Below are 19,088 nucleotides of genomic sequence, written 5' to 3'. Positions count from 1 at the left end.
GAGGCTCCGTGCCCGGCATCCTCACGCTCGCCTCGGCGAGCCCGCGCCGGCGGGAGCTGCTCGAGTCGCTCGGGCTCGCGCTGGAGGTCCGCCCGGCGCACGCCGACGAGCGGCAGCTCCCCGGCGAGGCGGCCCGCGCCTACGTGGCCCGGGTCGCCGCCGAGAAGGCCCGCGCCGTGGACGGCGCGCTGGTCCTCGCCGCCGACACCGCGGTGGTGGTGGACGGCGCGGTCCTCGGCAAGCCCACCTCGCCCGAGGACGCCCGCCGCATGCTGCGGACGCTCTCGGGGCGGGACCACGAGGTGCTGACCGGCGTCTGCCTGCGCGTGCGCGGCGGGCCCGAGCGCGGCCTGGTGGTCTCGAGCGCGGTGAGGTTCGCCCGCCTCTCGGTCGCGCAGATCGACTGGTACGTCGCCACCGGCGAGCCGCTCGACAAGGCCGGCGCCTACGCGGTGCAGGGGCTCGGCGGCGCCTTCGTGCGCGAGGTGGAGGGCAGCGTCACGAACATCGTGGGGCTGCCGGTCGCGGAGACGCTGGCGCTGCTCGCCGAGGTGGGCCATCCCCTCCCCTGGAGCGGGCCGTGAGCGGGATCGCCGAGCGGCTGGGCGCGATCCGCGCCGGCCTCCCGGAGCGGGTCACGCTGGTCGCGGTCTCGAAGACGCAGCCGCCCGAGGCGGTGCGCGAGGCCTACGCCGCCGGGCAGCGCCACTTCGGCGAGAACTACGCGCAGGAGTGGCGCGCCAAGGCCGACGCGCTCGCCGATCTCCCCGAGCTCGTCTGGCACTTCATCGGCGGGCTCCAGACCAACAAGGTGAAGTACCTCGCCGGCCGGGTGGGCTACGTGCACACGCTGGACCGGCTCGAGCTCGCCCGCGAGCTCTCGAGGCGCTTCGCGGCGCGCGGCGCCTCCGTGCGCGTGCTCCTCGAGGTGAACGTGGCCGGCGAGGCCGCCAAGGCGGGCTGCGCGCCGGCCGAGGTCGGGGCGCTCGCCGACGCGGTGCGGGGCCTGCCGGCGCTCGAGCTGCGCGGGCTCATGTGCATCCCGCCGGCCGAGGGCGATCCCCGCCCCCACTTCGCGGCGCTGCGCCGGATGAACGAGGCGCTCGGGCTGCCCGACCTCTCGATGGGGATGAGCGGGGACTACCTCGCGGCCGTCGCGGAGGGGGCGACGCTGGTGCGGGTCGGGACGGCCATCTTCGGGGCGCGGGCGCCCAGGGCCGGCTAGAGCTCGCGAGGATTCCCCCAGGGGCGCTGGGGCCCCGGCGGAGACGTCAGAGCAGCCGCAGCTTGAGGCGGCCCTCGTCGGTCAAGTGGGCCCTGAACTCCTCGCCGCAGTAGTTGCAGCGAAGCTCCGCCCCGTCGGCGATCGGGTCGTCCACCGGGTTGTTGGCGTTGCACTCCGGGCAGTCGAACTCGGTGTACTTCCGCTGCGGCCCCGCGCCGTCCTTGCTGCCGGGGTCGTCGTCGTCCATCTCGTGCGGGTCGAAGGCCATGCGCGCTCCAGTCCGCCGATGGTACGCCAGCCGCTCGCCCGGCCGCCAGCGGGGGCCGCCGATCGGGCGCTGGCGCCGGGGAGGGGCGGGATCGACATTCGGGTTGCTCTCTGGAGGTCGCCCGAATGATCGTCCGCCTGATCGCCGCCCTTGCCGTCTTCACGACGACCGCCCTGGCGGCGCCCGGACAGGAGCCGATCACGCCCGGCGAGCAGATCGACCTCGCCGTCGAGTACCTCCACGTGCACGCCGGCCAGGCTCGCATCAGCGTCGGCAAGGCGGAGGGGAGCATCTGGCCCATCGTCCTGCAGGGCCGGACGGAGGGGATCTCGGGGATGCTCGACATCCGCGAGCACCTCGTCAGCTACTGGGACTCGGAGGCCCGGCTGCCGCGGGGCTCGGACAGCAACTCCATCGAGATCGGCGACCGCCACTCCGATCGCTCCCGCTTCGACCGGGAGGCCGGGAAGCTGTACGTCCAGACCCACCGCCCGGGGAAGCTGCTGGAGCGGACCTTCGACGTGCCGCCGGCGGTGCAGGACATGGCCGGCGCCCTCATGTACCTGCGGCTGCAGCCGCTCGCCCCCGGCGCCCGCTACGAGTTCCCGGTCTTCGTGAACGCGCAGAGCTTCCCGCTCGTGGCGGAGGTCGTCGGCCGGGAGCGCGTCGAGACGCCCGCCGGGGCGTGGGACGCCGTCAAGGTGCGCGTGCGCTCGGAGATGAAGGGGAGCTTCCACAGCCGAGAGACCTGGCTCTGGCTCTCCGACGATCCCCGGCACGTGCCGGTGAAGATCAGCGCCGACTTCGCGGTGGGGAGCGTCGTCGCCACGCTCCGGGGCTACAAGGCCGGGGGCGAGGTCGCCCGCCGCTGAGCGGCCATCCTGCCCTGCCCTGCCGGCCGCCCCCCACCCGCCGTGATCCGCTCCCGCCCACCGCTCGCCGCGCTCGCCCTCGCGCTGCCCCTCGCCTTGGCTTCGGCGGGGGACGCCGCCCGTGAGCCGCGCCCGCAGCGGCCCGAGCCCCCGCCGGCGCCGGTCGCCGCGGCGCCGGTGGCGCTCGGCGTCGCCACCAGCCTCGACAAGCTCCGCCTCGCCGACCCCGTGCCGCCGGAGCAAGCCATCGCGCTCGCCGCCGCGCGGGGCGAGTGCGAGTCGGCGCAGGTGGCGGTGCGCGCGCCGGCGGGCCTCGCCGCGCTGACGGCCCGCGCCGCTCCGCTCGCCGGACCCGGCGGCGCGATCCCGGTGCAGCTCTACCGCGTGGCCACCCTCTCCTTCCGGCGCGGCTCCGGCCCGGACGGCGCGGCCGGCGAGTGGCCCGATCCGCTCGTGCCGGTGGAGGACGCCTACTTCCACGAGCCCCGCCGCGCCTTCCCGGTCGCGGTGCCGCCCGGGCGGCTCCAGGCGATCTGGGTGGAGGTCTGCGTGCCCCCCGGCGCCGCCGCCGGCGCGTACCGCGGCGAGGTGCGGCTCGGGGACGGCGCCCGGTTCCTCGGGCGCGTGCCCGTCGCGCTCGAGGTCTGGCCCTTCGCCCTCCCCGCCACGCCCACCTTCCCGGCCACCTTCGGCCTCTCCACCCGGACCGGCACCGCCGCCCTGGGCCGGCCGGGCGATCCCGCGCTGGCGCGGGCGCTCGCGGCCGCGGCGCTGCGCCACCGGCTCACGCCGCACGGGCTCTCGGCCGATCCGCCGGGGGGGCGCTGCGACGAGCGCGCCTGCGCGCTCGACTGGCGCGCCTACGACGCCGAGGTCGGCCCCATCCTCGACGGCACGCTGGTGCCCGGCGTGCGGGGCGGCTTCGCCGAGGTGCGGATCCCGGCGGCGGTCTGGCAGGGGCCGGAGTCGGCGCTCCTGGCGACGCTCCGCGCCTGGCGCCAGCACTTCGAGGCGCGCGGGTGGGCGGGGCGGCTCTTCCTCTACACGCTCGATGAGCCTTCGCCGGCGCAGCTCCCGGAGCTCGCCCGGCGCGCCCGCGCGGCCCGGGCGGCCGGGGTGCCGGTCTTCGCGACCACCACGCCGAGGCGCGAGCTCGAGGGGCTGGTGGACGTCTGGGCCCCGAACCTCCCGGCCTTCCTCGACCTGCGCGCGCGCGGGCTCCGGGGGGCGCCGCGGCCGGGCCGCCCGGAGGGCGCGCTCCCGTGGTGGTACGCCTCCTGTACCAGCCACGGCTGCGGCGAGCTGCCGGAGGGCGGGCGCGACCGCGAGGCGATGCTGCGGGCCTACTCGGGCTGGCCCGGCTACGAGATCGACCGACCCGGCGCCGCCGCCCGCGCCATGGGCTGGCTCGCGTTCCGCGCCGGCGTGGCCGGCGAGCTCTACTACGATATGCTCCAGTCATGGGGCCGCGACCCATGGACGGACGCGCGAGACTTCGCCGGGAACGGCGACGGGACGCTGCTCTACCCCGGCAGGCCGGAGCGGCTCGGCGGGACGCACCCGTTCCCGGTCGAGTCGATCCGCCTGACGCAGATCCGGGACGGGCTCGAGGATCTGGAGCTGCTGCGCCTCGCCGCCGCGGCCGGCCAGCGCGAGCTCGCCGAGCGGCTCGCCTCGGCCCTGGCGCCCGACCCCCGGCGCTGGGAGCGCGACCCGGCGCGGTACCTGGCGGCGCGCCGGCAGCTCGCCGCCGCGGTGGCCCGGGGGCTGGCCCGGCGCTGACCGCCGCCGCCGGAGCGGCGCCCCGCGTCGCCGCCGGACCGGCGCCTCGCCCGCGCGCCCGATGACCGCCCTCCTCGCCGCCCTGCTCCTCTCGGCTCCCCCCGCCTGCGGCCTCCCGCCCCTGCGCCCGGGCGCGCTCCCCTTCCGCGAGGGGGAGCGGCTCTCCTTCGACCTCGACGTGATGGGCGTGGTGAAGGCCGGCACGCTGCGCGCCACCGTCGAGCCCGCCACCTCCGGCGGGGCGGTGATCCCGGTCCGCGCCCGGCTCCAGAACACCTCGGTGTTCGCCAAGGTCCGGCGGGTGAAGGGGCAGGCGATGAGCTGGTTCGACGCGCGCACGCTGCGGCCCGACCGCTACCGCGACGACGTGGACGAGGACGGCGTGCGCAAGTCCACCGAGGTGAGGCTGGCCGGTCAGCCCGCCCAGCCGAGCCTCTCGTGGCAGTTCGGGGACAAGAAGGGCGTGACCCGCTTCGAGCGGCAGGCCGAGGCGCTCGACCTCGTCACGCTGGTCTACTACCTGCGGGCCGCCGACCCGCGGCCGGGCACCACCTACTGCTTCGACCTGGTCGCGAACCGGCGCTACTGGCACGTGAAGGCCACGCTCGCGCCGGGCACCGAGAAGGTCGACACCGAGGCCGGGTCGTTCCAGACGGTGCGGCTCGACGCGGTGGCCGAGCGGGCGGACAAGATCGGCGCCCGGCGCCCGTTCCACCTCTGGTACAGCACCGACGCGCGGCGGCTGCCGGTCGCGGCGGTGAGCGAGATCGACCTCGGGCCGGTGCGGGCGATGCTCCACGCCGTGGCGACGCCGCTGCAGGCGGGGGAGTAGTCGCGGCGCCGTCCCGGCGACCGCTCGCGCTCCGGGAGGCGCCGGGATCCGCGTCGCTCAGCGCACGCGGCCGGCGAGCTGCGCGAGGCGCCGGCGCAGGTTGCCGAGCGACGCCTCGAGGCTGGCGAGGTCCTCCTCGCCGTCGGCGAGCGCCAGCGCCATCAGGTCGGGGCCGCGGGTCTGGGAGCTCCGGAGCGCCCCCTCGACGGTGTTGAGCCGATCCGCGATCGCGGAGATGGCGCCGCGGGCCACCGCGAGGTCGTCCTCGGCGAAGTCGAGCATCACCGGGTCGGCTCCGGCCAGGAGGAGGCGGCGCCGCAGCGGCCGCAGCTCGGTGACCGGAGCGGGAGCGAGGGTCTCGGCCTCGCGGGCGAAGGCGACGGCGGTCTTGGTCACGATGCGGCTCCTTGTTCCTGGTCGCGCCCGGCGCGCCGGGCCACGGCGCGGATGCAGGCCTCCACCTGGGCGGGGCTGTGGCCCTCGGAGAAGAGATCCTTCACCTCGTGGACGGCGGCCTCGACCGCCCCCTCGGACTCGCCGCCGGTGCGGGCGCGCGCGAGCCGCCGCGCCAGGGCGAGCAGCTCGCCGCCCGGGCCCTGTCCGAGGCCCCGGCGCGCGGGGTGCGCCGGCGCGGCGGCGTCCGGGCGGGAGGCGGCGAGCCGGAGGCGGGGCGGCGAGGGCGGCTGCGGGTCGGCGGCGCCCGGGGGCGGCTGGGCGCGGCCGCAGAGCACCTCGTCCCCGAGCGGCTCGCCGAACGCCTCGGCCGGGAGGTAGACGCGGTAGAGCGTGCCGCGGTTGTCGCGGTGCAGGGGGCGGGCGAAGCCCTTCTCGACGACGCCGTCGAGGACGTGGTTGAGGCGGCGCTCCGAGAGCGCCAGCCGCGCCATCAGCTCGCGCTTCGCGGCCCGGCAGAAGTTCCGCCCCTCTCCCCAGGAGAGCCGCAGGAGCTGGAGGTAGGCGGCCTGCTCCTCGGCGCCGAGCGCCTGCGAGGCGCGGTCGAAGGCGTCGAAGGGGACGGGCACGAAGCCGGCCCGGATCCGCGCGGCCCCGAGCAGCTCGCCGGCGTAGGGGACCCGGCGCATCTCGCCCGGCCCGAGGTGCTCGGCGCGGGCGACCGCGGCCTCGTCGTCGAGGGGAGCGGTGGCGATGGCCGCGCTCCCGCGAATGCCGACGTAATAGCTCTCTCCCCGCGCCACCCGGACCTCCTCGCCCGCGGCGAGAGTAATCCGGCGATATCGGGGGTCAAGAAAACTGCCGAACGGACCTACAGCGACGGCTCACGAGGCGCGAAAGCCCGGAGCGAGGCGGGCGCGAGAGGAGCGAGCAGCGCAGGCGTACCGATTTCGTACGCCGAGCAGCGCAGTCGACGAGCCCGTCCGACGCAGCCCGGGATCCCGCGCCGAGCTAGATCAGGCCGCGGGAGCGGCGGAGAAGCTCGATCGTCTTCTGGTACTCGATCTCGAACGCCTGGGTCCCCTCCTGCAGGTGCTTCAGGCGGGCCCGGGCCTCCCGGTCGATCTCGTCGTCCACGTCGAGGTGCTTCTTGAAGATCCCGAAGACCTTCTTACGGAGCGGCGGGTCGTCGGAGTAGACCTCCTCGACGTTCCGCGAGATGAGCAGGAACTCGATCATCTGGCCGATGACGTACTCGATCCCCTCGTCGCCCATCTTGAAGCCGCGGACGTCGGCCATCTCGCGCTTCACCTGGTTGAACCGGGAGTGATCGTACCCGCGCCGGTCGAGCGCCTCGCGGGTCGCCGCGTTCACCCGCTCCTCCGCGGCGAGGTACTCCTTCATGATCGCCGCCATGTCCATCTCGGCGTCCGCGATGCGCATGGTCTCCACCTCGATGTCGCCTTCCTGCATCAAGGTCTGGACGACCTCGCGGGCGATGGTGGGAATGACCTTCGGGTAAAGGCGCATGGACCGTCCTCGGCTCGACATCGCGGCCGGAAGCCGCGATGCAGCCGCGTGCTGTGACCGCGAATCAGTGAGTGAACCCCGTAATAAACCTCGCTCGCCGCGAGTGGCAAGGAAAAAAGCCGCTGGCTCAGTGCCGAAATTCATTTGTGACCGACGCCACTTCCGGGTCGTCGGCCGCCTCCACCACGCGGCCTCGGGACGGCACCTCGCGCGCCGGGATCCCGACCGCCACCGCGTTCGGCCGGACGTCGTGGACCACCACCGCGTTGGCGCCGATGAGCGCGCCGCGGCCGATGCGGACCGGACCCAGGATCTTCGCCCCGGCCCCGATCTTCACGTCGTCCTCGATCACGGGCAGTCCCGGCATGCCGGCCCGCCCGCCGATGGTCACGCCGTGCGAGATGAGCACCCGCCGGCCGAGCCGCGCCTCCGGGTGGATGACCATGTTGAGGCCGCCGTACCCCAGCACCGTCCCCTCGCCGAACTCCGTCTCCGGGTCGAGCACGCTCCCGTACAGGTGGAGGATGGCCCGCTTGAGGACGCGCGGCACGAGCGGCACCCCGCGCACGTGGAGGTAGTGGGCGGCGCGCTGCAGCGAGAGTGCGTCGAGCATGGCGGAAGAAACCTGCGCGCTCGGAAAAACGAAAACGGCCACCCTGAAGGGGGTGGCCGTATCCGGGACGGCGACCGGCGCCGCCGCGCGATTCGACGCCTAGCTCTCGTAGATCTTCATCACCTGGTCGAGGAGCTTCAGCGCCTCGGCCTTCGGCCGCTGGAAGGCGTTGCGGCCCATGATCGAGCCGAACGCGCCGCCCTCCTTGATCCCCTTGATCTCGGCGAGCACCTCCTCGGTGCCCTTGGCCGGGCCGCCGGAGAAGATGACGATCCGCTTGCCGTTGAAGGCGCTCTGCACCACGTGGCGCACGCGCTCGGAGAGCGTCTTGATGGGGATGTTCTGCTTCTCGTAGACCTTCTTCGCCTCGCCCTGCTCGAGGAACTCGGTGGGCGGCTTCACCTTGATGATGTGCGCGCCCATCTGCGCCGCGATCTGCGCCGCGTACGCGGCGACGTCGATGGCGGTCTCGCCGTCCTTGGAGACGCCGCCGCCGCGCGGGTAGCTCCAGACCACCACCGCGAGGCCGTTGGCCTTCGCCTCGGCGGTGAGGTCGCGCAGCTCCTCGAGCTGCGTGTTGCGGGCGTCGGACCCGGGGTAGATGGTGTAGCCGATGGCCACGCAGCCGAGCCGGATCGCGTCCTTCACGCCGGCGGTGACCGCCGAGCAGGGCGCCCCGCCGAGCTTGGAGAGCGAGTCGGAGTTGTTCACCTTGAGGATGAGCGGGATCTGGCCGGCGAACCTGGCCGCGCCGGCCTCGATGAAGCCGAGCGGCGCCGCGTAGGCGTTGCAGCCGGCCTCGATGGCGAGCTGGAAGTGGTAGTCGGGGTCGTAGCCGGCCGGGTTCGGCGCGAAGGAGCGCGCCGGGCCGTGCTCGAAGCCCTGGTCCACCGGCAGGATGACGAGCTTGCCCGTGCCCGCCAGCCGGCCGTGGTTGAGCAGGCGCGAGAGGTTGGTGAGCGTCCCGGCGTTGTCAGACGAGTACCAGGACAGGATCTCCTTCACCCGCTCCGTGTGCTGAGGCATCGACGTTCTCCCCGTGAAGTTCTGGTGTGGTCCGGCTGCTGCGCGGCGCCCCGTATTTAGGGACTCCCCGAGCGATCAATCAAGGGGAATCGGCCCCTGCGGGCGGCGGCGATCGCGGCGAGGTGGCGCACCGGGACGGGGCTGCGCATGGTTCCGCCAGACCCCTCGACCGGGAGAGAAAGCGCATGGCCATGGGAATCGGCGAGCCACCCGAGCAGAGCCCTTCGGCGATCCTCTCCGAGGTGGAGTACCCCATCTCGCGGGACGACCTCGCCACCGCCGCCGCCGAGGCGGGCGCGCCGGCGGACGCGATCAACTTCCTCCGGAGCCTGCCGGACCGGATCTACCAGAGCCCCGACGAGGTCCAGCGCGAGTTCGGGGAGGCCGGTGCCCGATTCGGGATGTTCGGGCGCGACGTGCGCCACCGCGGGAACCTGGGCAAGGAGGCGGTCGAGACGGGGGCGGCGCCTACCCGGCATCCGTAGAACGGGGCATGCTGCCCGGTTGTTACACGGGGCATGCTGCCCCGCCCCGCCGGCGGAGCCGTCGGGGCCCCACCCTTGCTCGCCGGGGCCCTTGCGCCTCCGCGCCCGCCTTCGCGGGTCGCGGAGGCTCGCCCGGCTTGGAGGGGCTGCGCCCCTCCCCAGCTGCGCTGGGACCCCGGCTTTTACACGGGGCATGCTGCCCCGCCCCGCCGGCAGAGCCGTCGGGGCCCCACCCCTGCTCGCCGGGGCCCTTGCGCCTCCGCGCCCGCCTTCGCGGGTCGCGGAGGCTCGCCCGGCTTGGAGGGGCTGCGCCCCTCCCCAGCTGCGCTGGGACCCCGGCTTTTACACGGGGCATGCTGCCCCGCCCCGCCGGCAGAGCCGTCGGGGCCCCACCCCTGCTCGCCGGGGCCCTTGCGCCTCCGCGCCCGCCTTCGCGGGTCGCGGAGGCTCGCCCGGCTTGGAGGGGCTGCGCCCCTCCCCAGCTGCGCTGGGACCCCTCCCCCGGCGGCCCCTCCTTCCGGCCGCCCGTCCCCGGCGGCCTCCCGGTCTTGATTCGGGCCCGGGCTACGCGCCGCCGCTCGGGTAGCAGCGGAGCAGGTAGCCGCAGCCTTCGGCCTCGCAGCGGGCGCGGTCGCGGCCGAGGGCGGCGGGGGTCCGCTGGGCGGCGGTGCCGGCGCAGGCGGACGCGGCGGCGAAGGGGGCCTCGCGGGCGAAGCGCGACAGCTCGGAGTCGGTGGGCGTGAGGTCGAGGGCGGCGCAGCTCCCGCGCAGGAACTGGAGCCGGGCGCGGATGCTCGATCCCGGGAGCGCCCGCTGCGCCGCGAGCGCGTACGCGAGCAGCTGCATCCGGTAGCGCTCGGCCGCCTCGCGCCGGGGGTGGGCGTACTTGAAGTCGATGACCACCGCCTCGCGACCGGCCTCGACCAGCGCGTCGATGGCGCCGGTGAGGTAGCAGTCCGGCACGCCGTCGCCGGCGAGGCGCAGCAGGAACGGCAGCTCGCGCCGGACCCGGCCCTTGCGCGCCGCCTCCGCGAGCGCGCGGCCCTCGGCGGCGTCGAGGAAGCGCGACACGTCGCCCAGGATCCGGCGCACCCCCTGGCTCCCCGGGTCGTAGCCGCGGCGCGCGGCGGCGGCCGAGAGCTGCGCGCGACGCTCGAGCGGCGGCGCGGCGAGATCGGTCTCGGCCAGCATGGCGTGCGCGAGCGTGCCGCGCGCGGTGGCGCGCTCCGGGTCGTCCTGCACCGGCTGGCCGGAGACGTGACTCCGCTCGGGCAGCCCGAGGTGGCGCGCGAAGAAGTGGCGCCGCGGGCAGCGGGCGTGCTCGGCAAGCTCGGTGACGGCGAGCCGGACCGCGGCCAGGCGCGGCGGGGCGGCGAGCCGCGGGGCGCCGAGGCGCGGGAGGGGCGCCGGGGCGGCGGGGGCAGCCGGGAGCGGCGCGGGGCCCGCGAGCGCGCTCGCCGCCTCGGCGCTCGGGACGGTCCGGACGAGGTCGGGCCTGGCGGCCGCGGCGACCTCGACGAAGGCGCGCCAACTCTCGGACGCGCCGCGGGCGCTCTCGCCGGAGAGGACCAGGTGGTCGCGGGCGCGGGTGAGGGCCACGTAGAGGAGCCGCCGCGACTCGGCGGCCTGCGCGCGCTTCGCCTCCTCGCGCGCGGCCTCGACCGCGGCCGTCGGGAGGAACCGCTCCGCGGCCGGGTCGTAGAGCTGCGCGCAGAGCCGGTCGCCGGCGTCGAGGAGCGCGCGGCGGCCGTCGTTCCGCTGCGCCGCCCCGAGGTCGGGGACGAAGACCACCGGCCACTCGAGCCCCTTCGCCTGGTGGACCGAGAGCACCGCGACGGCGTCGGCGGCCTCGAGCTCCGCCTCGGGCTCGCGGGGCGGCCGCTCGGCCATCACCCGCAGCCGCTCGGCGAAGGCGCGGGCGGTGCCGCCCTGGGCGGAGAAGCGCCGCGCCAGCCCGATGGCCTTCCGCAGGTTGACGAGCCGCCGCTCGCCGTCGGGCGCGGCGAGGAGGGCCGCCTCGACGTCGAGCGCGGCGACGGCCCGGTCGAGCAGATCGGGGACGGGGAGGCGATCCCGCAGCGGCTGGAGCGACTGCCAGACGGTGAGGAAGCGCGCCAGGCGAGGAGCGTCGTCCGAGGCCGCGGGCCCGTCCTGGCCGCCCCTCCCCGGCCCTCCCCGCGCGGCGGGGAGGGAGGGCTCCGGGCGCGCCTCCGCCAGCGGCTCGCCAGAGAGCGGCGCCAGGGCCGCGGCGGCATCGTCGGGCGAGAGCCGCGCCAGGCGCGGGAAGCCGGCCCGCCCCAGCAGGAAGAGCGCGCCGTCGCTCACGCCGCAGAAGGGCGAGCGGAGCAGCGCGGCCCAGGAGAGCGCGTCCTCCGGGTCGAAGAGGCTCGCCAGGAGCTCGCCGAGGTCCCGCACCTCGGGCGCCTGGTAGAAGCCGCCGCCGCGCGCGAGCCGGTAGGGGATGCCGGCGGCGCGCAGCGCCCGCTCGTACTCGCCGATCTGCGTGAGCCGGCGGAAGAGGATGGCGACGTCGCCGTAGCGGGGGGCGCGCGGCCGCTCCACGCCGTCCGGGCCGCGGGCCGGCACGGTGAGCCCGGCCGCCCCGCCGACGAGGGCCTTCACCCGCGCCGCGACCGCCGCCGCCTCGCGCTCGCGCCGCTCGGCCGCGCGACCGCCCTCGCCGTCGCAGAGCAGCTCGCAGGCGGGCCGCCCGCCCTCGCCGCGCACCGGCAGCAGCCGGTCGTCGCCGCCGAAGGCGAGCTCGTAGGGACGGGCGTCCGCGCCGGCGGGCTGCATGCAGCGGGCGAAGGTCTCGTTTACGAGCTCGAGCACCGCCGGCGAGGACCGGTGGTTCTGCGAGAGGTGGAGCACGCGCCCGCCGCCGCCCGCGAGCTCGTCCATGAACCGGCGGAAGACCGCCACGTCGGCTCCGCGGAACCGGTAGATCGACTGCTTCAGGTCGCCCACGCCGACGCGGACGGCGCGGGGGCCCTCGCCCGCGCCCGGGGACGCGAGCAGCTCGAAGAGCTCCTGCTGCAGCCGGTTCACGTCCTGGTACTCGTCCACGAGGAGCGCGCGGAAGCGCCCCCGCAGCTCGGCCCGGAGCGGCGCGTCGGCGCGGAGCAGGTCGCGCGCGCCGAGCAGGAGGTCGTCGAAGTCGAGCGCGTGCTCGGCCCGCTTGCGACGGGCGTACAGCTCCTCCGCCCTCGCCGCGAGCCGGCACAGCTCCGCCTTCTGCGGACCGGCCAGCGCCTCCGCGGCGAGCGGCGCGAACGCCTCGGCCGCGTCGGCGAGCTCGGCCCGGAGCGATCGGGAGCGCTCGCCGTCCGACTTGCCGACCCGCCAGCCCTTCACCGCCTGGGCGAGCCCGGTGAGCCGGCCGATGCCGCCCACCGTGAGCGGGCCCGCGCGGTCCTCCTCGGGGAGCGCCGCCGCCCGCTCGGCCAGCGCGGCCATCGCCTTGCGCCCGCTCTGGGTGGCGACGTCGGCGGCCGCCGCGAGGAGGCCGTCGCAGGCCCGGAGCAGCGCCGCCCGCGCGGCCCGCGCCTCCTCGGTCCGGTCCGGGGCCGGCAGCAGCGGGCCGGTCGCGCCCAGGGTGGCGCGCTCGCGCAGGAGCTCCGCCACCACGTCGGCGAGCCCCTGCCGGCGCCCACCGGCGCCGTGCCCGGCGCAGAGCCGCAGCGCCTCCGCGCGCCCGGCGTCCACCGCCTCGACCACCGCCGCCCGGGCCGCCTCGCGCCGCCACTCCGACGACCGCTCCTCCTCGGCGACGGCGAAGTCCGGGTCGAGCCCCGCCTCGAGCGCGTGCTCCCGCAGCAGGCGCGAGGCGAAGCCGTGGATGGTGCCGACCTGCATCCGGTCGAGGCCGTGCAGCCGGGCGAGCCAGGCCCGCGCCTCGTCCGATCCCGGCCCGGCCGCCCGCGCCCGCTCTCCCACCGCGGCGCGCAGCCGCTCCGAGAGCTCCTCGGCGGCCTTCTCGGTGAAGGTGATGGCCGCGAGCGCGGCGGGCTCGCAGGGCTCGCCGGTCGCCTCGCCGGAGAGGAGCCGCAGGCAGAGCTCGACGAGGCAGGTGGTCTTGCCCGAGCCGGCGCCGGCCGACACCGCCGTGTCGGCGTCGAGCCGGAAGAGCGCCTGCGCCGCGCCGCTCCAGACGAGGACCTTGCTCACGCCGGCTCCTCCGCCGCCGCCTGGAACCGGCAGACCGCGCCGAACCCGCAGCCCTTGCAGCTCCTCGAGGCGATGGGGAACTCGCCGGCGCGGATCCGGCGGACCACCGCCGCCACCTGGTCGGCGAAGTTGGGCGCGCCCGCCGCGCGCAGCTCGGCCCGGCGCGCCGCGTCGAGGGCGAAGTAGCCGTCGCCCGCGGCGGCGGCGTACGGCTCGGCCCGCTCGGCCGAGCGCAGGAGGAGGTAGGTGGCCTCGAGCCGCTCCGCGCCGGGCAGCGCCCGCGCCGCCGCGAGCAGGTAGGCCGGGACCTGGAAGTTGACCTCCCCGAGCGCCTCGGGCTCGAGCTTCTCCTGCTGCTCGGCGCCGCTGCGGGCGTTCTTGTAGTCGAGCACGAGGAGCCGGCCGCCGCCCGAGTCCACGCGGTCGATGCGCCCCTGGAGCAGCACCGTCTCGGCGCCGTCCTCGATCGCGAGCGGCGGCTCGGCGCCGCGCCCGCCGAACTGGTGCTCGAGGAGCCGCGGCACGAGCCCGCCGGCGTCGCGCCCCTCCGCCTCCACCACCCGGTCGAGCCGCGCCAGCACCGCCTCCCGCCGAGCCGCCCAGACCGCCGGGTCCCCTACCCTCCCCTCCGCCTCGAAGCGGGCGAAGAGGCCGGCCGCCACCGCGCGGGCCTCCTCCCGGTCGGCCTCGTCCCCGCGCACCGGGAAGGCGCCGCGGGCGAGCCGGGCCGAGAGGAACCGCTCCATGAGCGCGTGCAGGAGCTGCCCCTCGTCGCGCGGGTCGATGTCGAGATCGGCCGACTCCCGGTCCGGGAGCTTCAGCACGAGCTTCAGGAAGAGCTGGTAGGGGCAGCGCGCGAAGGCCTCCAGCTGCGTCGGCGACCACTCGGCCGGCAGCGCCTCGCGGAGCGCCGCCGAGAGCGCGGGCGGCAGGAGCCCGGCGCCGGGCGCGGCGGTCCGGGCCAGCATGGCCTCGCGCCGCTCCGCCTCGAGCGCGCCGCGCCGGGCCGCCTCGGCGGCGCGCCGCGCCAGCGCCTCCCCCGCCCCGCGGAGCGCCTCGGTCGCGCCCTCCCCGTGGCCGGCCCGGGCCAGCCGGGCGGCGGCCCGGAGCGCCTCCGCGGGGGTGCGGGCCTCCGGGAGCGCGGCCTCGCCGGCGCCGGCCTCGGGCAGCGGGACGCCGGCCGCCGCCAGCGCCTCGAGCACGAGCGGCCCCGGGGCGTCGCCGGGGCCGTCGGGGCCGTCGGCCGGCCAGACCAGCCCGAGCCGCTCGCGCCCGGCGGCGAGCGCGGCGAAGGCCCGGTGCTCCGCCTCGGACCGTCGCGATCCCGCGGTGGCGAGGGCCCCCCGCGCGAGGGCGCGGTTCAGGGCGAGCCGCTCCGGGTCGCGCAGGAGCGGCTCGGGAGGCGGCGGCGCGGGGAAGTCGGCCCGCCCGCAGCCGAGGAGGATGGCGCCGCGGGCGGAGAGCCCGGCCGCCTCGGAGAGCGGCCAGACCTCGACGGCGCCGGCGGCGGGCTCCGGGTCGCCCGGCCCGGCGGCGCGGCCGCACGCGAGATCGAGCAGCGCGACGTGCTCGTCGAGCGAAAGGAGCGCCGCGCCGCGGCCGCAGAGGGCCAGCGCCTGCGCGACGTCGTCGGCCGCCTCCTCGAGGGCCGAGACGGCGGCGAGGTCGCGGCGCGCCAGCGCCGGCTCGGCGCGGGCGGCGCGCCGCCGCACCCCCGCCCGCTCCACCAGGCCGCGCAGGAGCCGGGCCCGCTCGCGCGCCGTGGCGGGCGCCCGCTGGGGCGCGAGCGCGCGGTCGAACGCGGCGAGGGCGTCGGCGGCGCGCAGGAGGGCGGCGCGCTCCGGCGCGGCGCGGCGGGCCTCGAGCGCCGCGGCGCGGCGGCGGAGCGCCTCCTCCGGGAGGTTGCGGCCGTCGAGCGCACCGGCGCGGTCGAGCCAGTGGGAGAGGCGCGCCGGGAGGGCGGCCAGCCCGAGGTAGCTCGACGCGGCGAGCCGCTCCGCGGCGCGGCGCGTGAGGCGCGGCGCCGCCAGGAGCGCCTCGCGGATCGCCTGCACCGGCGGGGCCTCGGCGAGCGGGCCCGGACGGATCCCGCTCACGGGCACGCCGTGGGCGGCGCAGGCCCGGGCGAGGAGCGGCCCGGCCGCGTCGGGGCGCGCGGCGACGAAGCAGAGGTCGTCGGGGGCGAGCCCGGCCTCGAGCCAGCCGGCCGCGAGCCGCGCCGCGGCATCGGCCGCCCCTTCCTCCCCGGGGCCGCAGGCCGCCACCAGGGCCCCGCTCCCGGCCGGCGGACCGGCGCCGCCCGGGCCGCCCGCCACCGCCCGGAGGGCCGCCACGAGCGCCGGGGCGCGCTCCTCGAGGGCGCCGAAGCCGACCGAGATCTCGCGCCGGGCGGCCACGTCGTGGAGCGACTCGACCCTGCGCAGGAGCGGCTCCACCGGCCGGCAGGCGTCGGCCCGGTCGGGGAAGAATGGCAGCCGGAAGAGGCTCCGGTCGGCGCGGGCCGCGAGCGCGGCGAGGAGCTCCCACTCCGGCGCCGAGACCTGGGCGAAGCCCTCGGCGACGAGCAGCGAGAGGTCGCGCGTCTCCTCCGACCGCGCGCCGCGCCGGAGCGCCTCGGCCGCGGCCCGGAGCGCCGCCGCGGCGTCGAGGGCGCCGAGCTCCCCGAGCCGCGCCTCGTAGGCGGCGAGCGCGGCCGCGAGCTCGCCGAGCCGCGCGCCGGCCCGGCCCGGGAGCTCCCGCGCCACCCCGGCCGCGACGGCGGCGGGGACCTCCCCGCGCCGGAGCTCGGCCAGGGCCGAGGCGAGGGCGCGCGCGAGCCCGCTCGCGGGATCGAGGCCGGCGAAGGAGCCGCCCGCGGCCCGCCCGGCCTCCACCGTGAGGAGCAGCTCCGCGAGCGGGGTGAGCAGCGGCCGGTGATCGCCCGCCCCGGCCAGGAGCCCGGGCGCGAGGGCCGCGAGCGTGGTGGCCCGGGCGCCGAAGAGGATGCCTCCCTCCGCGTCGCAGAGGCGGCGCGTGGCGCGCGCCGCGCGCAGCGGCGTCGGGAAGAGGCAGAGGGTGGACACGGCGGGAGGTTACCGCCTCGCCCTGACGCCGGGCCGGGGACCCGCCGGGACGCAGGCGGGCGCGCTCACTCCTCGCGGTACACCGCCAGCGAGCCCTCGTTCTCCCAGACCTCGACCTTGGAGACCCGCACCCGCCCCTTCTCCGTCTCGAGCAGGGCCCGATCCGCCTCCTGGTAGAAGAAGCGCGCCAGGTTCTCGGCGGTGGTGTTGAGCTCGTCGAACGGCGGCACCTCGTTCACGTTCCGGTGGTCGAACCGGGCGCAGAGCTCGGCCACGATCTTCTGGAGGTCGGCGAAGTCCACGACCATCGAGAGGTGGTTCAGCTCGGACGCGCGGGCGTGGACGCGGATGCGCCAGTTGTGGCCGTGCAGCCGCTCGCACTTCCCCGGGTGGAACCGGATGCAGTGGGCGGCGGAGAAGAAGAAGTCCTTGGAGATCTCGTAGACGGGGGAACCCATTTCGGCGCGCAATATACCCGCCCCGCCTCCCCGGTGCACCCCGCCCGGAGGCGCGCTAGCATGGCGGCGTGAGACTCGTCTCCCAGGCCGCCGGGGTGGCGCTCGCCGGCGCCCTCGCCGGGCTCTGCGCCAACGCCCTCTCGCCGCACCCCGCGGCGCTCGGCCGGCCGGCCCGCGCGCTCGCCGACACCGGCGCCGGCACCTGCCAGCTCCCGGCCCAGGGGCCGCTCGCCACGCCGCGCATCTCGGTGGAGGAGGCCGCGGCGCGCTGCACCGCCTGCACGGCCGGGTTCGTGGACGCCCGCGAGGCGCGCGAGTACGAGGCGGGCCACGTGACCAACGCCCTGCACCTGCCGCCCGGCGGGGCCGGCGAGGACGAGGTGGTCTCCCGGCTCGCCACCTTCCCGCTGGTGGTGGTCTACGACGGCCAGGCCGACTGCGGCCGGGCGGAGGCGGTGGCGACGCGCCTGCGCGCCCGGGGCGTGCGGGAGGTCCGCGTCCTCACCGGAGCCTGGCCGGCCTGGATGGCCGCGGGCGGCCCGGGCGTCTCCGGACCCTGCGACGTCTGCGGCGGGGGCGCGCGATGAGGCCCGTGCTCCTCGCGCTCGCCCGGGCGGCGCTCGGCGCCCTCTTCCTCTACGCCGCGGCCACCAAGCTCCCGGACATGGCGGCCTTCGCCACCGACCTCGCCAACTACCGGATGCTCCCGGCGGCGCTCGTCCCGGCCGCCGCGGCGGCGGTGGTCGGGATCGAGCTCGCGGTGGGGGCCCTGCTCGTCCTCGGCATCGCGGCGCGCGCCGCCGCGCTCGTCACCGCGGCGATGCTGGTCTTCTTCGTCGCCGGGCTCTCGCAGGCGCTCCTGCGCGGGATCGACCTTCACTGCGGCTGCTTCGGCGGCGCGGAGGCGGCGACCTGGGGCACGGTGCTCCGCGACCTGCCGATGCTGGCGGCCGCGGTGGCGGTGGCGGTGGGCGGCCCGGGGCGCCTCCGGCCGGCGCGGGCGCCGGTCGAGCCGGGCTAACCGGCCGGGCGCAGCACGAACAGGTACTGGTAGGGCAGGAACGAGAGCTCCCGGTCCACCTCGAGCCCGGCCTCCGCGGCGGCGGCGAGGAACGCCTCGCGCGAGACCTTGTGGTCCGGGCCCGGCCCGACCGGCAGCTCGCCGGCGTGGAAGTCGAGGTTGACGAGCCGGCCGCCGGGGCGCAGCCGCGCCGCGAGCGCGCGCAGCGCCGCCGGGCCGTCCGGGAAGTGGTGGAAGACGTCGGCCACGAGGACGAGGTCGCACGGCTCGGGCGGGAGCGGCAGCGCCTCGGGCGCGACGAGGTGCGCGCGGACGTTCGACGCGCCCGCCGCGGCGAGCCGCTCGCGGAGGATCGCCAGGATCGCAGGCTCGATCTCCATCGCGTGCACCACCCCGCCCGGCCCGACCGCCCGCGCCAGGCGGAGCGTGAAGTAGCCCGGGCCCGCGCCGACGTCGCAGACCACCTGGCCCGGCGCGACGCCGAGCGCGGCGAGCACCTGGTCGGGCTTCTGCCACTCGTCGCGCGAGGGGTCCTCCTGCTTCGCCACGTAGGCGGCGAGGTCCGCGGGGTTGCCGTGCGCGTCGCGCCCGTGGTGGTGGTCGTGCGGGCCGTGTTCGCGCTGCGGGTCGTGGGGCATGGCGGTCCTCCGGGACGGGTCGGGAGGTGGGAGCCGCGGCGCGGGAGCGGGGTTCTCGAAGCCTTCGAGGAGGGCGGCCACGGCGGCGGCCGGATCGGGCGCGGCGAGCCATGCCCGGATGGCGGCCACCCCGCCGGCCCCGGCGGCGCGCGCCGCGCCCGCGTTGGCGGCGTCGATCCCGCCGAGCGCGACGAGCGGCAGGCCGAGCGCCGCCGCCCGCCGCAGCGCCTCCAGCCCGACCGGCGGCCCGTAGCGGAGCTTGGACGGCGTCGCGAACGCCGGGCCGAAGGTGGCGAAGTCGGCCCCGCCCCGGAGGGCCCGGGCCACGTCCGCCTCCGAGTGGCAGGAGACCCCGAGGAGCGGCCCCGGACCGAGCGCGCGGCGGGCCTCGGCGGGCGGCAGGCCGCTCGCCGGCAGGTGCAGGCCGTCGGCCCCGGCGGCGAGGGCGACGTCGAGCCGGTCGTTCACCAGGAGCAGCTGCCCCGCCTCGTGGCAGGCGTCGCGGAGCGCTCGCGCGAGCCGCAGGAGCGCCGCGCCGCCGAGGTCCTTCTCTCGCAGGTGGACCGCGGCCGTGCCGGGCGGCAGCCCCGAAAGGGCCTGTCTCGCGCGAGCCGGCAGGTCCGGGACCAGCCGGCGGTCCGTTATGAGGTGGACAGCGGGGACCGCCATTGCTAATCCTCCGGACGCTTCGCCACCAGGGGAGACGAGGAGACCTT

Annotated in this window: 18 protein-coding genes; 8 read left to right on the top strand and 10 right to left on the bottom strand. The window is 77.4% G+C overall.

Translation table 11 applies throughout. The features are described 5' to 3' along the window. Nucleotides 1-8: 8 nt before the first annotated feature. Together AMPC_RS01185 and AMPC_RS01180 are read left to right on the top strand one after the other, a co-directional pair. A complete protein-coding gene (locus AMPC_RS01185) occupies nt 9-584 on the top strand; it encodes a Maf family protein (protein ID WP_248343725.1) in 576 nt (191 codons plus the stop codon). Continuing rightward, a complete protein-coding gene (locus tag AMPC_RS01180; protein WP_248343724.1) occupies nt 581-1,225 on the top strand; it encodes a YggS family pyridoxal phosphate-dependent enzyme in 645 nt (214 codons plus the stop codon). Before AMPC_RS01185 ends, AMPC_RS01180 begins: the two co-directional genes overlap by 4 nt. 46 nt (nt 1,226-1,271) lie before the next feature. Here AMPC_RS01180 and AMPC_RS01175 read toward each other — a convergent pair whose 3' ends face one another. After that, nucleotides 1,272-1,493: a transcription elongation factor 1 family protein gene (locus AMPC_RS01175; protein ID WP_248343723.1), complete on the bottom strand. Its 222-nt coding sequence runs from the start codon at nt 1,491-1,493 to the stop codon at nt 1,272-1,274. Between the two features lie 125 nt (nt 1,494-1,618). On the opposite strand from AMPC_RS01175, the gene AMPC_RS01170 reads away from it, so the two are divergent. From AMPC_RS01170 to AMPC_RS01160, 3 genes are all read left to right on the top strand, one after another. Next, nucleotides 1,619-2,365, top strand: coding sequence for a DUF3108 domain-containing protein (locus AMPC_RS01170; RefSeq protein WP_248343722.1), 747 nt, complete (start codon nt 1,619-1,621; stop codon nt 2,363-2,365). Nucleotides 2,366-2,407: 42 nt separating this feature from the next. Further along, complete coding sequence (locus tag AMPC_RS01165; RefSeq protein ID WP_248343721.1) at nt 2,408-4,147, top strand: DUF4091 domain-containing protein; 1,740 nt, start codon at nt 2,408-2,410, stop codon at nt 4,145-4,147. A gap of 61 nt (nt 4,148-4,208) precedes the next feature. Next, on the top strand, nt 4,209-4,979 hold the full coding sequence (locus tag AMPC_RS01160) for a DUF3108 domain-containing protein (RefSeq protein ID WP_248343720.1): 771 nt from the start codon (nt 4,209-4,211) through the stop codon (nt 4,977-4,979). A gap of 57 nt (nt 4,980-5,036) precedes the next feature. Here the strand turns inward: AMPC_RS01160 and AMPC_RS01155 are convergent, their stop codons facing one another. The 5 genes from AMPC_RS01155 to AMPC_RS01135 form a co-directional block, all read right to left on the bottom strand. Next, nucleotides 5,037-5,375: a hypothetical protein gene (locus AMPC_RS01155; protein ID WP_248343719.1), complete on the bottom strand. Its 339-nt coding sequence runs from the start codon at nt 5,373-5,375 to the stop codon at nt 5,037-5,039. Continuing rightward, complete coding sequence (locus AMPC_RS01150; RefSeq protein WP_248343718.1) at nt 5,372-6,175, bottom strand: hypothetical protein; 804 nt, start codon at nt 6,173-6,175, stop codon at nt 5,372-5,374. The genes AMPC_RS01155 and AMPC_RS01150 overlap by 4 nt, the downstream gene beginning before the upstream one ends. 208 nt (nt 6,176-6,383) lie before the next feature. Continuing rightward, nucleotides 6,384-6,902: a DUF507 family protein gene (locus AMPC_RS01145; protein ID WP_248343717.1), complete on the bottom strand. Its 519-nt coding sequence runs from the start codon at nt 6,900-6,902 to the stop codon at nt 6,384-6,386. Nucleotides 6,903-7,029: 127 nt separating this feature from the next. Next, on the bottom strand, nt 7,030-7,515 hold the full coding sequence (locus AMPC_RS01140; protein WP_248343716.1) for a serine O-acetyltransferase: 486 nt from the start codon (nt 7,513-7,515) through the stop codon (nt 7,030-7,032). 99 nt (nt 7,516-7,614) lie between these two features. Continuing rightward, nucleotides 7,615-8,541 carry a class I fructose-bisphosphate aldolase gene (locus AMPC_RS01135; protein ID WP_248343715.1) on the bottom strand — a complete coding sequence of 309 codons (927 nt, stop codon included), beginning with the start codon at nt 8,539-8,541 and terminating at the stop codon, nt 7,615-7,617. A gap of 185 nt (nt 8,542-8,726) precedes the next feature. Here AMPC_RS01135 and AMPC_RS01130 point away from each other — a divergent pair, with 185 nt between their 5' ends. Then, nucleotides 8,727-9,026 carry a DUF2795 domain-containing protein gene (locus tag AMPC_RS01130; RefSeq protein ID WP_248343714.1) on the top strand — a complete coding sequence of 100 codons (300 nt, stop codon included), beginning with the start codon at nt 8,727-8,729 and terminating at the stop codon, nt 9,024-9,026. Between the two features lie 564 nt (nt 9,027-9,590). Here AMPC_RS01130 and AMPC_RS01125 read toward each other — a convergent pair. The 3 genes from AMPC_RS01125 to queD all read right to left on the bottom strand — a co-directional run bounded on the left by AMPC_RS01125 (nt 9,591) and on the right by queD (nt 16,713). Beyond that, nucleotides 9,591-13,193 (bottom strand): UvrD-helicase domain-containing protein, encoded by a 3,603-nt coding sequence (locus AMPC_RS01125; protein WP_248346377.1) that lies wholly within the window; start codon nt 13,191-13,193, stop codon nt 9,591-9,593. Beyond that, complete coding sequence (locus tag AMPC_RS20455; protein ID WP_263009629.1) at nt 13,190-16,255, bottom strand: PD-(D/E)XK nuclease family protein; 3,066 nt, start codon at nt 16,253-16,255, stop codon at nt 13,190-13,192. The genes AMPC_RS01125 and AMPC_RS20455 overlap by 4 nt, the downstream gene beginning before the upstream one ends. A gap of 65 nt (nt 16,256-16,320) precedes the next feature. Beyond that, a complete protein-coding gene (queD, locus tag AMPC_RS01115) occupies nt 16,321-16,713 on the bottom strand; it encodes a 6-carboxytetrahydropterin synthase QueD (RefSeq protein WP_248343713.1) in 393 nt (130 codons plus the stop codon). A gap of 68 nt (nt 16,714-16,781) precedes the next feature. Between queD and AMPC_RS01110 the strand changes: the two genes are divergently transcribed. Next, nucleotides 16,782-17,300, top strand: a complete 519-nt coding sequence (locus tag AMPC_RS01110) for a rhodanese-like domain-containing protein (protein ID WP_248343712.1) — start codon at nt 16,782-16,784, stop codon at nt 17,298-17,300. Further along, on the top strand, nt 17,297-17,734 hold the full coding sequence (locus tag AMPC_RS01105) for a MauE/DoxX family redox-associated membrane protein (RefSeq protein ID WP_248343711.1): 438 nt from the start codon (nt 17,297-17,299) through the stop codon (nt 17,732-17,734). The genes AMPC_RS01110 and AMPC_RS01105 overlap by 4 nt, the downstream gene beginning before the upstream one ends. Here the strand turns inward: AMPC_RS01105 and AMPC_RS01100 are convergent. Further along, nucleotides 17,731-19,041, bottom strand: coding sequence for a thiamine phosphate synthase (locus tag AMPC_RS01100; RefSeq protein ID WP_248343710.1), 1,311 nt, complete (start codon nt 19,039-19,041; stop codon nt 17,731-17,733). The genes AMPC_RS01105 and AMPC_RS01100 overlap by 4 nt on opposite strands. Between the last annotated feature and the right edge of the window lie 47 nt (nt 19,042-19,088).

It is taken from the genome of Anaeromyxobacter paludicola, assembly GCF_023169965.1.
Classification (GTDB): Bacteria; Myxococcota; Myxococcia; order Myxococcales; family Anaeromyxobacteraceae; genus Anaeromyxobacter_B; species Anaeromyxobacter_B paludicola.
The sequence above is the reverse complement of the archived record's forward strand: the minus strand, read 5'-3'. Positions and strand labels throughout refer to the sequence as shown.